The organism is Senimuribacter intestinalis (assembly GCF_943192965.1).
GTDB classification, from domain to species: Bacteria; Bacillota; Clostridia; order Peptostreptococcales; family Anaerovoracaceae; genus Senimuribacter; species Senimuribacter intestinalis.
Map to the genome: position 1 here is coordinate 67,248 of NZ_CALPCF010000013.1, position 13,174 is coordinate 80,421.

Below are 13,174 nucleotides of genomic sequence, written 5' to 3' on the forward strand. Positions count from 1 at the left end.
CACTACCTCCTTACAACTGTACCTTAAGCCGTGGTGGATTCAGCTTTTCATAAGTTCTTACATAGTAGCCCTTCGCCTCACGGAACGCCGAATTGAACATCACCATTGTATTGTTATAAGTATCAAACTCCTGCAGCGCAAAATCAATCTGCGCCTGCACATAAAGCATATAGCACTCATCATACGGCTTTGGCAGTGTCAACTCCCTGTTCAAATCCTCCGGCAGCGTATAGATATCTACCCCCTCCGGCTTTCGCTGCAGCGCTTCTGTCTGTACCTTCGCTTCGATATCGTTCAGCCAGTTCAGCAGCGTGTCGTCCGTAAAAGGATTTGGTTTCACCTCTTTTACCCTTGCCAATACTTCTGCTATTTTCATTGTGTTTCCTCCTTAAAATTCACTGCCTCTTGCAGCTTCAAAAGGTCAGCAGCCTTAATCGCATCACCTGCCTGCTTTTCCGTGATGCCCGTCGCGTAAAATGTGTTGCAGGCAGTAAGCAATTGATTAAATCCGTATGCCGTGACCAGCTGGCCAGGTTTTACTCTGGACATCTCGTAGGTACCTGAAATCTTGTTATCCGAAAGTCGCTTTCTGATATATCGAATCAGAAGATTCCACTTATCAGCACGAATAACACAAGGAGCTCCTTCACTCACAGTCTCCCAGTCAAATTCTTCAGTCAGGACAACTTCTACAACATTGGACAGCTTTATTTCCTCACTGCCACCATCAGGGTAAGACTTAATCCGTAGAAAATACTTTACCCCAAAGGCTGGAAGCTCCACCTCGCTGTAATCTACTGGAGGCTGGTCTATAGTTCTAATGAGCGTATATACTTCTCCATCAGAAGATATCTCAATATCATAATGCACATATGCTTCACTACTCGTGACATGTTCTGGAGCTTCCCACCAAAGTTCCACCTTCTTTTCTCCGATTATCTGCAAAGCTTCTGTGATTACCGGCTTCGGAATATCGCTGTCACGAAGAGTCGTAATGTAAGTACCATTCAACGTAGCCATCGTCGCAGCATTGTCCTTCTTAATCACTGCCCGAACATCATAAGCCGCTTCTTGCAATTCACCATTTGCCCCAATCGTTGATGATATTAGTCCCGCAAAAAGGTGACTCTGTGAAGATGCTCCTGAATCTGCCGTTACCACATCATATCCAGCGTCAGTATAGTTTGCGTCTGTCGACCGTTTAATGTACCAGTAGATATACTTATCATAGTTAACATTGGTCTCCATATCACGAAGAAGCACCCTCAGTGACACGCTAGTAGCTGCTTCAAGCTCCATAATTGCCACCTGCCGCTGAGTAGTCGCTATAGCCGTTTTAATACCAATAATATGGCCGTTATCGTTCGCGTCGTAGACTTCAGCCTTAAAGTTATATACAGTTTCATTAATCAAGTTACTAACAACCTTGGACGTACTGCTGGCATTGCTGGTAAGCTCCGTTATTCCTGCGGAAGTATAAGCTGTATCTGTTGACTTTTTATAAAACCACTTTACAGTTCTTCCTATGGCATTAGTAAGCCCTGACAGAATCAACGTTACCGAAGACTCCCCAATATTATCTACAGTCAGCTTTCCCGGCACTTCCAATGTGTTGGCACTTGTCGTTACTGAAGTGATAAGCCCTTCCGGCCCAATCAGTTCAACCTTAAAACTATAAGTGCTATTTGCTTTAAGTGAAGAAAGTGGCGTATTGAAGGTTGTAACACTACTACCCGCTGGAATCTGCGTGGCAGAAATCTGAACATAATTGCTGTCTCCTGGACCTTTGCGGTACCATCGCAGGGTTCTTTCATAATCCTTATTTCCATTCAGTCCATACACATTCACCGTAATTGCAGAGTCAGTAATATTGGTCGCACGAACAAATATAGAATCGTCGTAAGGAATTACTACATCCTTTGCGCCACCGCCAACTATGGATAAATATTCCAGTTTTGACACTACACAGGAAAGCGTTGCGGTGCCTCCCTCCTTGTATTCCCCGCTTAGCGAATCAAAGCTACACGTAATATTTTTATATGTATCAGAAGAATTCGCCCCGACCTGTACTGTGCCAACCTCGACACCATCAACTTTGAAAATAATACGCCTGCTGTAGGAAACTCGGTTAAGACTTGCAGATAAATAAAATCTATCCCAGTACGCAATACCATAAAATGCGACTGTTGTATCTTCGTCAGGTGCCTTTGTTGTAACCTCCAAATATCCAGAAGAGGGGTAACGGTAGGTGTTATCAGAGCTGCTGTCTGTTTCCATCGTACAAAACAGTCGATATGTCTTCCCTGCCTCTAATCCTGTATATGTATAAGTAACATCCGTCGTACCTGGATTCCGAACAACCTCATGTCCAAGTGGTCTTGTTCCGTCCTCGTAAATCATTTGGAAATTAAAATATCGCTTTGACGTATTCAGTGCACTAAATCCTGTAATATGCCACGTAATACTTGTTTGTGTCACAGTATAATTACTATAATCTACCGCCATTTATCCGCACCTCCCTTACGCAAAAGTCGCTTTCGCAGTGCCTGCCCAGGCTGTACCGTTCCAGTACTTGATTGCGCCGCCGTTTGCCGTATCAACCCATAGAACAGTCGTATCTGTCGGCGCTGTCGGCTGTACCACATAGCAAGGTGGGTTCAGACATATGTTTACCCCGTTATCACCGATGTATAAAGCCTGTTTGTCCCGCACATACCCAAGTTCTCTATCTTCCAGAGCTGGAAGGTTCTCTTCATCGCCCCCTTGAATGTGTAGCGTCTTGTTCGCAGTTCCCGTAAACTCCCCGCAGTCGATATCTCTCAGCGCATCAGCAAGGTTCGTTTGTGTAACCACCGTCGATAAATCCACACCTGAAACATCACCAGCAGCGCTCATAAAGAGATCATACCAATCCTTTACTGAGCCTACATAGCTTTGCATCTGTTCAATAGCTTTCTGCACCTGCGCCAGCACACCGGAAGTCCCGTTCACTCTGTCGGCTTCTGCCTGTTGTCTCAGCTGCTCAGCAATCACGCGCATCTGCTCTGCCTCAATGATATTTGACGCCTGCGCCAAAAGCAGCTGCAGCACAGGGTATTCACTCATGCTGATGATATCATCGCCCTGGCTATCGTCCATGCTCTCAGAAACATAATAGTTGAGCCGTGCTGTTGTTACCTTCACGCCGTTTGAATAAATGGAAATTGTGATGAAATGCATTCCTTTCAGTAGCACACACTGTGGCTGCAGCCTAAATGCCACAAGCCCCTCCTCAGCGTCAAGCACATCAAGGCTGCCACCGTTACCATCAACAAACACCGTGCCATCAGGTTTCAGTACTTCGATGATGACATTGCTGTAGCCAGTGAAGTCAAAGGGATATGCTCCCTCCAAAATATTGATATTGAACAAATTCCCCGTGTCATACTGAATCACACCGTTAATAACCTTTGCGGCATTCTCTCTCGTAGATATAGAGACATTAAACTCTTTTCTGTTCATACAAATAACCTCCTAAAAAAAATGGAGAGCAGAACCCTCCACTCTCCATCATTTCCTTATTGCAAATCCTTTGATTTGTTCACGAAATCGTCTTGAAGCTTTTCGTTCAAATCAGCAGAAGCTGAATCCTGTCTGCGTGAATTGTCGAGAACCTCTGCGAACCTACGCTCAATTTCAACCGGTACGCCTCTTTTGATTTTGATGTTCTCACCGTTCACCGAAACGTATACATCATCTTTGTACAGGTTGTTGTCTTTAAAGAGTTCCACCGAAACCCTCTCGCGGGAACGTGCCAGTTCCTCTTCGCTTGGTCCTGCCGCAGAAGATGCTTTAGAGACTGTCTCTGCTACAGCCTGCTGAGCCCCTGAGACAATTTCTTTTGCTTTCGCTTCCGCAGCCTCAATAATCTCAGCAGCCTTCGCATTAACGTCCTCCATCAGTTTCTTTGCAACAGCCTCCATATCAGCTGGAGCCGCAACATTCGTGTCTTTATCATTAGCCATAAGTACCTCCTAACTAATCACCTTACACTGCCTTCGCGTTGAAAGAAGAGCAGTGCTCAATTCTAAGACCGTACTGTTCCACCAGTCTAACGGCCGTCTTGATTGCCTTCCAACCGGCAGTAGCTCTCTGGTTCAGTGGGTCACCAGTACCTGCAGAGCCCATCTGCTTCACAATGAACTGAAGACCGCCGCCCTCAATCTTTGTCGTTCCGTAGAAGTTCTTCGCAAGCAGCATAGTCGCGTAAACAGTTTCACTGCCAGCACCAGCCTTTTCAAAGACTTTTGCCTCAGTAGTTTCAATGAATCTTACGCCGTGAATTTTTCCGATTTCACCTTCGAAAATCTGTTCAGAGCCTGCATACTGAGACGCGTTAATCCAGTCAGGGTCATTAGTGATATCATACTCCGAATCCGGATGAATAATTGCCCAGAAGTATCCGTTAATCTTCTGCGCATTGGCGTTCTTCAGGATTCTAACACCATTCTTGATGTCCTTCACCTTTAGCTTGTTGTCAGCTGTCAGAGTGGCTCTAGATGTTTTTCCGTCGACGTACAGCACGTTCGTACCGCCCACCATAACTTCTCTTGTAACCGTATCCAAAGTTCTGCCTGCCTGATCCGCAAGCAATTCCTGTGCCTCCAGCAGGTTGTTATCAATCGCAGTCAAATCCAGAACATCAGAAATGGTTACATAGTCACCATACTGCTGAATGGTCGCTGTAATAGCCGTTACATTCAGCTTTCTGCCATCCGGAGTAACGCCTTCAGTCAGTGGGGTAGTCGCTTTCGGAAAGTTGTCGTACTTTCTGAATTCGATTGTTTTACCACCGCGTTTCGGAATATTCTTCTGCTGTGCAAACTGATCATGTACCAGCTGCGGTCCTGTTAAGCGAATCAGCTCCTTGTCGTAGTAAGTCTTCATTTCCGGAGACAAGTCCTGACCTTCGCCGGTCTGTGTTGTCACATTGGTGTTAAGCTCACCAGCAAACTGATTCAAATCAAATAATGTGTTTCTTAATAAATCAAACATCTCGTATCTCCTTCCTGAAGGAGACTTTTTTTAGAATGCGATTTTCTCACCGTTGGCAACTCGCCTTCTAATCTCCTCCATGTCTTTGTTATCAAATTGACTCGGGTCTTTCTTTACGATGACACCTGCCTTGCTGCCAGTACCATTTTCAGCAGGTCGCATACCCCTTGCTCTAATATTGTTAACAACATTCTGCTGTGCTTTTTCTGCAGCAGTTCCAATACCACGAGCAATCAGTTCTTTCGCGTGTACCGCTTCATAAGCATCCGCTACAGACCAGTCTTGGCTGAGAAGATGCATGAAACGCTCATTCTGGATTTCCACCTCAAGGTCAAAGTCAGGATATGACTGTTTCAGTTCTTCTCCCTCCGCAATCCAACCCTGATAAGTTCTTTGTGCTTCCTGTGCACCTCTCATTCTATCAAGCTCTTCCTGCGCCCTGCTTGCCTCAAGTTCTGCCCTCTTTGCATAAGCAAACTGCTCAGGCGTCATACCAAGCTCGCTTGCTTCGTCAGCGTAAAGGCTCATGTCATTACGAATCGCATAATCAAGTCCTTTTACATCGCCCAATTCTACGCCATATCTTTCATAGATAGGACGCAGAGTCATATTGATTTCATCAATCTGTTCGCGGGACTCTCTGACATTCTTGAATCTGCGGTCGATATTATCCTTTACCGACTTGTCATAAAGGTCTTTATAGTCACCCTTAATCAGTTTCTCAAATTCAGCCTGTCTTTTCTGCTCTTCGCTTTCATCATCACCAGCGTCGTGACCATCTTCCGGTTCTGTCTCATTGGCTAGTTCTTCTGCCTGCTTCCCATACAGAATCGTTGTTCCGCTTTCCCCGTGGCTGGCGTCACCACTATTTCCGCCACCTGCTTCTCCCTCAAACTGGTGCAGGTCAAAGTATCTCTTTCTCATCATTTCCTCCTGTAGTCTTTCCTACGTGTCTAATGCCTGGTGGCATTGAGGGCAGCCCGATTGCTCAGTCCGTCCTCAACAGCACCAGCTGTTCATATTTTTCAGAAAGGAGGCAAATCACTTTACCCATACTGTTATAACAGATTTTGAAAAATAATGTGACCCCCTACCATGCAGTAATAATTACGTTGCTGGGATATTGCTCTTCAAGAAGCTTGTACCCCAGCATTGCAAAGTCCAGCGCATGCTTAACTTCAAGCATGTATGTACCTAAGCTCTCTTTATCAATCACAATTTGTAGATTTCCGCTCTCAAAGCAAATATTTGCATTTACTGGCATATTGGCTATACAGGTAGCAAGAGTTCCTGATAACACAGAACACGCAGCACAGACAATGTCAGCACCATCTGAGGTATACTCTGCGTGACCATTCACTTCAAATAGAATCTGTTTTCCCTCATTCACATAACGAACCTCTGTCATATCTGCTCCTTACTTCGGCGATGCCTGCGAGGCTACACGCGTTCTTGCCTTTGTTGCCTGCGTATTCTCCGTCTTTGGCAGACCCTGAGAGTCCCTATTCTGTTCACTTTGCCCTGCGCCTAGTTGTGGCTGCGGAACCTCCTGCCCAGTAATTCCCTGCACCAGCTGCGCAACCTGCATATACATACTACCAACGCCCAGATTGCCCTGTTGCATATTCAGATTATCCACAGTCTGTGCCATCGCGATTGCCAGCTGACAAAGCTGTTCGGTCATCTGACGCACAATATCATTCTGCCTTACTACCTGCTTGATACTTTCGATACCCTCAAAATCCATCATTTCGAGCATAGCTAGTGCAGGAGTTGCCATTTGTGGATTAAACACCCCCAGTCCGTAAAGTTCTTTCGCCCGCTCGTTCTGCGCTTCACGACTGAATGGAGATTGCTTCTGCGACTGAATCTTAATATCAAATACCGGTTTTCTAGCTACAATTTCTCCAGAAATCGGATCTGCAGTAACTTCACCTTTAATTTCTGCATTATCAAACGGCATAAACTCATGCCCGCCATTTGGACCATCGATTCTGAAATACCGCTCCTCGGTGTAAAACTGCCTGAGAAGTTCAAAGACCAAATTATTTATCTGCTTATGCGCCCGATAGCTTGTCTTAATCATATCTCTGCTCAGCTTACTGCCAGCCTCCTGCAATGCTGCAATAGCACTAGCAGCAGTCACACCGCTTTGAGTTGAACCTTGAGAAAAATCCCTATTGCCGCTGGTCTCTTTCAGCTCATCAATCTTCATCTGCATGTGATTGTAGATGTACGCTGGAAGAGAATCTACTCGAATCTGATGAAGCCTAGTGTCATCTATCATTCCATCAACAGACACAAAATCCTTTGACCAGTCAGAAAAGTCCTTCATGCTGACATTCACACTGTCAGACACAAAGAATCTCGGCTTCCCAATCATCGCAGAGTTCTTCAGTACAATCTGATCCAGCTTATCTATGTAAATCTGTGGTGACTTCATCACATCGATGTAGCCGAATCCCACTACAGAACCTTCCACCGGAAACAATGTATCAAACACGAAAGGATATAAACCGTGATCGTAGAACCCTTTATCTTTGTATTCCTCGTCGTTCTCGCTGGCGTAAATTACTTCACCCTCAACAAATTTGCAATAGTGTAGCACAATACGTCCCTCTTCGCTGCGCTTCTTGTAGTACCAGTCATACACAACAACCTTTCTCTGGTCTTCTGCGTTATCATCGTTTTCCTGAGACAGATACTTTACCGTATCTCCGTTAATGCCCCCAACAACCTTATCTTTTAAGAAGGGGTACTGTTCAATCAAGGAATCCTTATCTACCGCAGCGATATTAAACAGATTTGCTGAATCCTGGATATCTTTAATTCCAGGTTCCCAAAACAGATTGAGAAGGTCAACTTTTCGAACATCGACATCCCCCAGTCCGTTCTCCTTGCTATTATTCCAGAATACGCCATACACACCGGTACCAAACTTCAGCTTATACCACCATACATCACTGTAAGTCTGTTCAAAATCGTTGGCCTCTAAAATACATGGTACAACCTTTTGCAAACTTCTAGCAGCCTTCTCATCTGATTGCTCACGTGGAAGGAAATTCGGGATAGGATAGTTGTCCATTGCGTCAGCATGCTTGTTAATGACAGAGTTAAACAACCACGCAGAAGCCGGTTCCGGATCATGTTCCTTTCCCTTTACTCTGCCAATCGCCTCCCAGTGTCTCAGTCTCCACCACTGTTCATTTTCAACAATGCGCTGCTCTAGCATGAATTTTGCTGCTTTATAATCTCTACAAGTCTTAAAAGCCTCATCAATCTGCATCTTTCCAACAGGCCCAGTTCTACCTACACCCTCACGATTTCCATATTCCACCGCATTATCCTGCTCCTGAGGGACACTCTGTCCTAGCTGTTCTTCTTTTTTGTTATCTGTTGCCATCTTTACCTCCTATAAAAATCATACTCATCATATCTGACCTGTGCATCAAGCATACCCAGTGGATCAGTCTTTCCATCTGTGCCGACAACCTTTTTCGTAAAGAGAACATCCTCCCGATTGATTGGGTTCTCCATACACACATACCGCCATTCGTCGTAAATATGGTCCTCCATATCGGTATCAATATCCTCTACCTTTGTATCATCATACATCAACATAGGAATCGTCCGGATAAACTCGGTGCAGGTATTGAACACGTAAAACATTGGAATTTCATACTCATCAAAGGCAAGCCTGTAATGGCACTGCATTTTCCCAGGAATTCTACTGTGATCCGCCGGCTCCCAGTAAACTTGCGCCTTTTCCATCATTCTCGCAATGCTCTCACCCTTTGATTCCTCAAAAATTGCTGGGTCTGCAATCCCTCTAATACGCTTACCTTTCAGGTTCGGGTCAGTCTTTTCAATCTCCCGAATTCGCTCAGCCGCTTCAAGGGGCGTCCACTTCAGTCCCTCATTCTCCGTCTGCGTACAGCCATAAAGTTCCCTGATGCGATACATTCTGCCATCATAGTCCACCGCATACCAGCCAACCGAGAATGGCTTGCTATATCCCCAGTCGAAGCCTCTAAGAATTTTCCAAGTATCCGGCACCTTGAAAGGATTTATAACGTGGCTGCCTTTTCTATCCTTGTAATGCTCTGGGTTGTCTGTAAATTCCTCGAATACCTGCCCATCGAAGATATCCCATTTGCCATATCTCCAAGCATCTCTGAGTTTTGGTGGCAGCGCTTCCAGCTGCTTAATATATTCCGGCTGCGCCTGCATCAGCGCGATATTATCCGTTACAAGGCTCTGGATAAACTCATAATCTTCCGGATTCTCACCCGCCTTATATTTCTTGTCGATGAAAATCCGCTTGATATACGCATGCCCTTGTCCGCCCGGATTGCAGGTGTAATAGATTCGCTTCGGAAAATCGTTGACGCCTCTACAGCACGCCGTGATTGCCTTCATCTGGTACTCCGTCAGCTGCGCTGCCTCATCAAGAAATATGACATCATACTCTGTACCCTGCAGCCTGTCCAAATCGCTATCTCTGGCGCAGTACATGAAATTGATTGTAGAACCGTTACCGAAGGTCAACACTTTATCCTTGTCGTTGTACTTCGCGATACCATAAAGCTGTACGCGAAGTATTTTAATGTGATTATTAATCAATTCAGGATAGGTTCGACGGACAATCAAAATCTTTATTCCGGGATAGCGAAGCGACAGCAGAATCGCCTTTGTCCGAACCGACCAACTCTTTCCGCCTCCACGAGCTCCACCGAAGCCAATGTGTTTCTTTCTAGCCTGAAAAAACTGTTTCTGTTTAGGATTCGGCGTAGATAATTGCAGCAGCGCCATTATTCAGCCCACCCTTCATCTTCTAGATCCTTTGACTCAAATACCACCTTGACTTCTTTGTCAGTTTCACCCTGGTCAACTCTGCGCTTCTCAAGTTGCAGTCGTTCTGCCTGCATCTCAAGCGACTTCTGCTGTTCGATGCTGAGGATACCTTCCATAGAGCGTTTCATCTGTTCCACCAGTTTCAGTGTCTCTGCCGTTTCTTTCAGGGCTTTCGTGTCAATCTTTCCAAGCGTCTCTGTCTCAACCCACTGCCGCTCTATGATAGGTTTCCCGTCAATAATCACCGGTTCATCGTACTTTTCTCGCTTCTGCACAATATGCCTCTGAAACTGCTCGGCATCTTCAAGTGCCTTATCAAGCATGCTAGAAATCTTACCAAGCGTCACCAGTTCCTTTGCAAATATCTCAGCTTGCTGATTTGCGGCTTTTCGCACCGCCTTCGTGACAACGTCCTGATTATGCTGCAGCTTCTGCTTATACCAACCCTCTCTCCGAGCCTTTTTCATCAGCGTTGATGGTGCAATACCGTATTTCTTGGCAAGATTCTTGTAGGAAATATTGCCCGTTATATATTCAATTTTGATTTTATTGTAATCTACTTTCTTAGCCATAATTTCAGCTTACACGATTCTGAAGATTATTTCGCCTACCGACCTTGCGGCAAAGAAAAGACAGGATTTACTCCTGCCCTCTCTCCAATTCTTTTACAACAAGTCTTGCGGTTCTGCCTTCTAAATCAACGTCCTCGAAGCTTGCCGTATGAGTCTTAAGGAATTTTTCTACATCATTGAAATCAACTATTTCGATTCCATTAGCATACATCACCGCCGCCAGTTCTGACAATGCAGTGAATTCTCGTGCCGACGATATTTTGAGTTCCTGTCTGAGCTTATCGACTTCTCTTTGCTTCGTTTCAATGTTATGCGCAATATTGGTCTCCATGATTCCAATTCGCTGTATCAGCTTCTTGATTGTCTTCCGATTCTCTTCTAAGTAGTAATCCTTTAGGCGTAGCTGCATTTCCAGCGAAGAATCATTACAAGACTCATAAACCTTCTGAAGACCGCTGTAGTATTTACACTTTTTGTAGTTCTTCTCGCAAACATTGACAAGCTGACCCTTCTTCTCTTCTGTATCTGCAAAACAGCGAATGCATCCTTCACAGCTGATCGTTCTGCGCTTGTCGCTTATGTAATACGGACACTCGATAATCAACCCCATGTCTTACACCTCCTCAATTTTATATAACGTCCTAAACTTCATACCCATACGTGCAAGCCTCCGCTTTGCGTACTGCTGGCTTTTCTGCTCCTGCTGCACTGTTTTATAAAACGGGCACTTGCTTGTCCCACAGCCTTTATCTCGCTTTGTCAGGCCTATGCACTCACCATCGCCTGCTAAAATACAATCACTAATCATACGACATTACCCCTTCCTGTTTACCAATAATTCATAATCAGCTATTGGAATTAAATATTTTCCGATTGCATATGCAAAACCCAATTCGATGCATGTGCCGGGAGACTCTTTCCAATCGGGCAAATAAGCTACTGCATCGGCTCGTAATAACAGCTTATGGGTGATTTCCATATAATCTCTCCAACTAAAGGATTTTGGCAGACTTGCACATACTGCTGCCGGATTAATAACATCAAAATCCAATCCTTTCACTGCTTTTTCTGCGTCTGCAAACTTTTTCAGACAGTCTGGATCACCCGTAACTTTTCCTGCGATATATACAATCATCGTTTTCTCCCTCCTTGATACAACTCATCAATTAACGCTTTAACGTCAACGCCTGTCAGCGCCTTGCAATCTGCGATTTCTTTTTGCACCGTTGACCTGCCGTCTGCCACTTCCTGCATTAAGGCAAGGTAGCCCTCAACAAAGCGTGCGATACGCTTGTCCCGCCAGCCGTACTCAGTCCACAGCGTCCGGACTACGATGGCCATATTCAGGTAGTTTGCCAGCATGACGATTTCAAACGGTTCACGCTGCGGCTTAACCTGTTTACTCTTCTTTGCTCTTGGTATCATTGTTCGCCTTCCTTTACTTCGCCCCAACAATTTGAAGGGTCACCATTAAAGCTAAAATGCCGAACTGAAAGTATTTTGTTTTTGACAGTTCGTATTTTTTATCAAATGTCATTCCAAATACAACTGTTGCGGCGAATGCCACATAAGCTATTTTATACATCATTTCTGTTCTCCTCTGCTCGTTTTATCTTTCTATTGCATTACGCTGCCATGCAAGCTCTTTTTCGTCCAAATACTTGTGCCTAACCATATAGCGCTGGATTTCGTCCTCTTCGTATGTAGCGATTACATTGTAATATCTCACATATACATCATAAGTGTGATTACTCCACGACTTCACAATGACGCCTATTAAGTCGTCATCAACTACCACGATATCCCCGAAGCAAAATTTCATTTTATTACGCCCCCTCCCACGGTTCAGGCAGTGGCTGCCATGCGTCAACTTCCGTTGCAAAAAATCCGGCGTCATATCTGTTCTCTGTGTCAAAATCAAAAACATCTACGAGTTTGACAATTTTGTCATTAACGCCATCGTAATCCGTTCTGCTTATAAGATATCTGCCAGCTATTTCTGGCAGTCTCTCACTGCATGGTATCCATCTCGTTTTCTCTAGTGCCTCCATCGCCATGTTAATTTCACAATCCAGACAATCCTCTGATGGTTCTCCGGCACATCGCACAATGCAGGCTTCAGCTAGTTCATAAATTGCTTCTTGTGGTGTCATTCTTCTACCTCCTTAAATTCTCCGTTTCTCTTTCAATTTCTTCAAGTAGTGCGCTTGGTTTAAGCCCTAACGCATCTGCAATTCTGCAAAATGTGTCCAATGTCGGTCGATTTTTGCCATACTCTATATTGTGCAAGTGATTTCTGTGTATGTCGGCAAGTCCGCTTATCACTTCCTTTGTTTTCCCTTGCTTTATTCGTTCGCTTTCAATCACATTTCCAACGATAACTGAGTCTAGTATGTAGTATTTTCTCACTCTCTCACCACCTCATATGTCATCTCAAAGATATCCGGTTTGCAAGAGTAGAGTTCACCTTTAACACCTTTTATTATGTAATCCCCCGGGCGTGCTATGTGAGTTCCTTCTAGCGTTTCAATTTCAATTATCATTCCGTTATGCTCACTTGTGCTATAGTCTTCTAAGTCTCCATTTTCTAGTGCGTCCCAAATCCACTGTGGGACATTTTTACACTCATCTAGCCATTTTCCTTCCCACTGCCACGCTTCTACCTCTACAGGCTTTTTTCTGTATTTCATTATTCTACCTCCTAGAACGGGACG

General features: G+C 44.7%; 19 protein-coding genes. All 19 read right to left on the minus strand.

The genetic code is table 11. The features are described 5' to 3' along the window. Positions 1–10: 10 nt before the first annotated feature. Positions 11–376, minus strand: coding sequence for a hypothetical protein (locus tag NFR88_RS11525; RefSeq protein ID WP_251616106.1), 366 nt, complete (start codon positions 374–376; stop codon positions 11–13). Next, complete coding sequence (locus NFR88_RS11530; protein WP_251616107.1) at positions 373–2,505, minus strand: hypothetical protein; 2,133 nt, start codon at positions 2,503–2,505, stop codon at positions 373–375. Before NFR88_RS11530 ends, NFR88_RS11525 begins: the two co-directional genes overlap by 4 nt. A gap of 15 nt (positions 2,506–2,520) precedes the next feature. Beyond that, complete coding sequence (locus NFR88_RS11535; RefSeq protein ID WP_251616109.1) at positions 2,521–3,501, minus strand: BppU family phage baseplate upper protein; 981 nt, start codon at positions 3,499–3,501, stop codon at positions 2,521–2,523. A gap of 56 nt (positions 3,502–3,557) precedes the next feature. Next, positions 3,558–4,004, minus strand: coding sequence for a hypothetical protein (locus tag NFR88_RS11540; RefSeq protein WP_251616111.1), 447 nt, complete (start codon positions 4,002–4,004; stop codon positions 3,558–3,560). Positions 4,005–4,026: 22 nt separating this feature from the next. Then, entirely contained in the window at positions 4,027–5,034 is a 1,008-nt protein-coding gene (locus NFR88_RS11545) for a N4-gp56 family major capsid protein (RefSeq protein ID WP_251616113.1), read from the minus strand. Positions 5,035–5,064: 30 nt separating this feature from the next. Further along, positions 5,065–5,958 (minus strand): hypothetical protein, encoded by an 894-nt coding sequence (locus tag NFR88_RS11550; protein ID WP_251616116.1) that lies wholly within the window; start codon positions 5,956–5,958, stop codon positions 5,065–5,067. Between the two features lie 166 nt (positions 5,959–6,124). Next, positions 6,125–6,442, minus strand: coding sequence for a ribosomal-processing cysteine protease Prp (locus tag NFR88_RS11555; protein WP_251616118.1), 318 nt, complete (start codon positions 6,440–6,442; stop codon positions 6,125–6,127). 9 nt (positions 6,443–6,451) lie between these two features. Then, the gene (locus tag NFR88_RS11560) at positions 6,452–8,437 is read right to left on the minus strand and encodes a portal protein (protein WP_251616120.1); all 1,986 of its coding nucleotides are present in this window, start codon (positions 8,435–8,437) and stop codon (positions 6,452–6,454) included. 2 nt (positions 8,438–8,439) lie between these two features. Next, entirely contained in the window at positions 8,440–9,846 is a 1,407-nt protein-coding gene (locus NFR88_RS11565; protein WP_251616123.1) for a phage terminase large subunit, read from the minus strand. Beyond that, entirely contained in the window at positions 9,846–10,460 is a 615-nt protein-coding gene (locus NFR88_RS11570) for a hypothetical protein (RefSeq protein ID WP_251616126.1), read from the minus strand. Before NFR88_RS11570 ends, NFR88_RS11565 begins: the two co-directional genes overlap by 1 nt. A gap of 67 nt (positions 10,461–10,527) precedes the next feature. Then, entirely contained in the window at positions 10,528–11,070 is a 543-nt protein-coding gene (locus NFR88_RS11575) for a hypothetical protein (RefSeq protein ID WP_251616128.1), read from the minus strand. Between the two features lie 3 nt (positions 11,071–11,073). After that, a complete protein-coding gene (locus NFR88_RS11580) occupies positions 11,074–11,268 on the minus strand; it encodes a hypothetical protein (RefSeq protein WP_251616130.1) in 195 nt (64 codons plus the stop codon). A gap of 6 nt (positions 11,269–11,274) precedes the next feature. After that, the gene (locus tag NFR88_RS11585; protein ID WP_251616132.1) at positions 11,275–11,595 is read right to left on the minus strand and encodes a DUF4406 domain-containing protein; all 321 of its coding nucleotides are present in this window, start codon (positions 11,593–11,595) and stop codon (positions 11,275–11,277) included. Beyond that, positions 11,592–11,885, minus strand: coding sequence for a hypothetical protein (locus tag NFR88_RS11590; protein WP_251616134.1), 294 nt, complete (start codon positions 11,883–11,885; stop codon positions 11,592–11,594). The genes NFR88_RS11585 and NFR88_RS11590 overlap by 4 nt, the downstream gene beginning before the upstream one ends. Positions 11,886–11,898: 13 nt before the next feature. Beyond that, positions 11,899–12,048, minus strand: coding sequence for a hypothetical protein (locus tag NFR88_RS11595; protein WP_251616136.1), 150 nt, complete (start codon positions 12,046–12,048; stop codon positions 11,899–11,901). 21 nt (positions 12,049–12,069) lie between these two features. Then, positions 12,070–12,282, minus strand: a complete 213-nt coding sequence (locus tag NFR88_RS11600; RefSeq protein ID WP_251616138.1) for a hypothetical protein — start codon at positions 12,280–12,282, stop codon at positions 12,070–12,072. A 4-nt stretch (positions 12,283–12,286) separates the two neighbouring features. Then, complete coding sequence (locus tag NFR88_RS11605; RefSeq protein WP_251616140.1) at positions 12,287–12,613, minus strand: DUF551 domain-containing protein; 327 nt, start codon at positions 12,611–12,613, stop codon at positions 12,287–12,289. Between the two features lie 4 nt (positions 12,614–12,617). Then, the gene (locus NFR88_RS11610; RefSeq protein ID WP_251616142.1) at positions 12,618–12,869 is read right to left on the minus strand and encodes a helix-turn-helix domain-containing protein; all 252 of its coding nucleotides are present in this window, start codon (positions 12,867–12,869) and stop codon (positions 12,618–12,620) included. Continuing rightward, entirely contained in the window at positions 12,866–13,150 is a 285-nt protein-coding gene (locus tag NFR88_RS11615; protein ID WP_251616144.1) for a hypothetical protein, read from the minus strand. Before NFR88_RS11615 ends, NFR88_RS11610 begins: the two co-directional genes overlap by 4 nt. Between the last annotated feature and the right edge of the window lie 24 nt (positions 13,151–13,174).

What these genes read in the sequence shown, in the direction of transcription:
- NFR88_RS11575 (WP_251616128.1), bottom strand. Translation starts at nt 11,070, where the DNA reads ATGGGGTTGATTATCGAGTGTCCGTATTACATAAGCGACAAGCGCAGA.
- NFR88_RS11540 (WP_251616111.1), bottom strand. Translation starts at nt 4,004, where the DNA reads ATGGCTAATGATAAAGACACGAATGTTGCGGCTCCAGCTGATATGGAG.
- NFR88_RS11545 (WP_251616113.1), bottom strand. Translation starts at nt 5,034, where the DNA reads ATGTTTGATTTATTAAGAAACACATTATTTGATTTGAATCAGTTTGCT.
- NFR88_RS11530 (WP_251616107.1), bottom strand. Translation starts at nt 2,505, where the DNA reads ATGGCGGTAGATTATAGTAATTATACTGTGACACAAACAAGTATTACG.
- NFR88_RS11585 (WP_251616132.1), bottom strand. Translation starts at nt 11,595, where the DNA reads ATGATTGTATATATCGCAGGAAAAGTTACGGGTGATCCAGACTGTCTG.
- NFR88_RS11590 (WP_251616134.1), bottom strand. Translation starts at nt 11,885, where the DNA reads ATGATACCAAGAGCAAAGAAGAGTAAACAGGTTAAGCCGCAGCGTGAA.
- NFR88_RS11580 (WP_251616130.1), bottom strand. Translation starts at nt 11,268, where the DNA reads ATGATTAGTGATTGTATTTTAGCAGGCGATGGTGAGTGCATAGGCCTG.
- NFR88_RS11565 (WP_251616123.1), bottom strand. Translation starts at nt 9,846, where the DNA reads ATGGCGCTGCTGCAATTATCTACGCCGAATCCTAAACAGAAACAGTTT.
- NFR88_RS11555 (WP_251616118.1), bottom strand. Translation starts at nt 6,442, where the DNA reads ATGACAGAGGTTCGTTATGTGAATGAGGGAAAACAGATTCTATTTGAA.
- NFR88_RS11560 (WP_251616120.1), bottom strand. Translation starts at nt 8,437, where the DNA reads ATGGCAACAGATAACAAAAAAGAAGAACAGCTAGGACAGAGTGTCCCT.
- NFR88_RS11525 (WP_251616106.1), bottom strand. Translation starts at nt 376, where the DNA reads ATGAAAATAGCAGAAGTATTGGCAAGGGTAAAAGAGGTGAAACCAAAT.
- NFR88_RS11600 (WP_251616138.1), bottom strand. Translation starts at nt 12,282, where the DNA reads ATGAAATTTTGCTTCGGGGATATCGTGGTAGTTGATGACGACTTAATA.
- NFR88_RS11605 (WP_251616140.1), bottom strand. Translation starts at nt 12,613, where the DNA reads ATGACACCACAAGAAGCAATTTATGAACTAGCTGAAGCCTGCATTGTG.
- NFR88_RS11570 (WP_251616126.1), bottom strand. Translation starts at nt 10,460, where the DNA reads ATGGCTAAGAAAGTAGATTACAATAAAATCAAAATTGAATATATAACG.
- NFR88_RS11550 (WP_251616116.1), bottom strand. Translation starts at nt 5,958, where the DNA reads ATGAGAAAGAGATACTTTGACCTGCACCAGTTTGAGGGAGAAGCAGGT.
- NFR88_RS11615 (WP_251616144.1), bottom strand. Translation starts at nt 13,150, where the DNA reads ATGAAATACAGAAAAAAGCCTGTAGAGGTAGAAGCGTGGCAGTGGGAA.
- NFR88_RS11535 (WP_251616109.1), bottom strand. Translation starts at nt 3,501, where the DNA reads ATGAACAGAAAAGAGTTTAATGTCTCTATATCTACGAGAGAGAATGCC.
- NFR88_RS11595 (WP_251616136.1), bottom strand. Translation starts at nt 12,048, where the DNA reads ATGATGTATAAAATAGCTTATGTGGCATTCGCCGCAACAGTTGTATTT.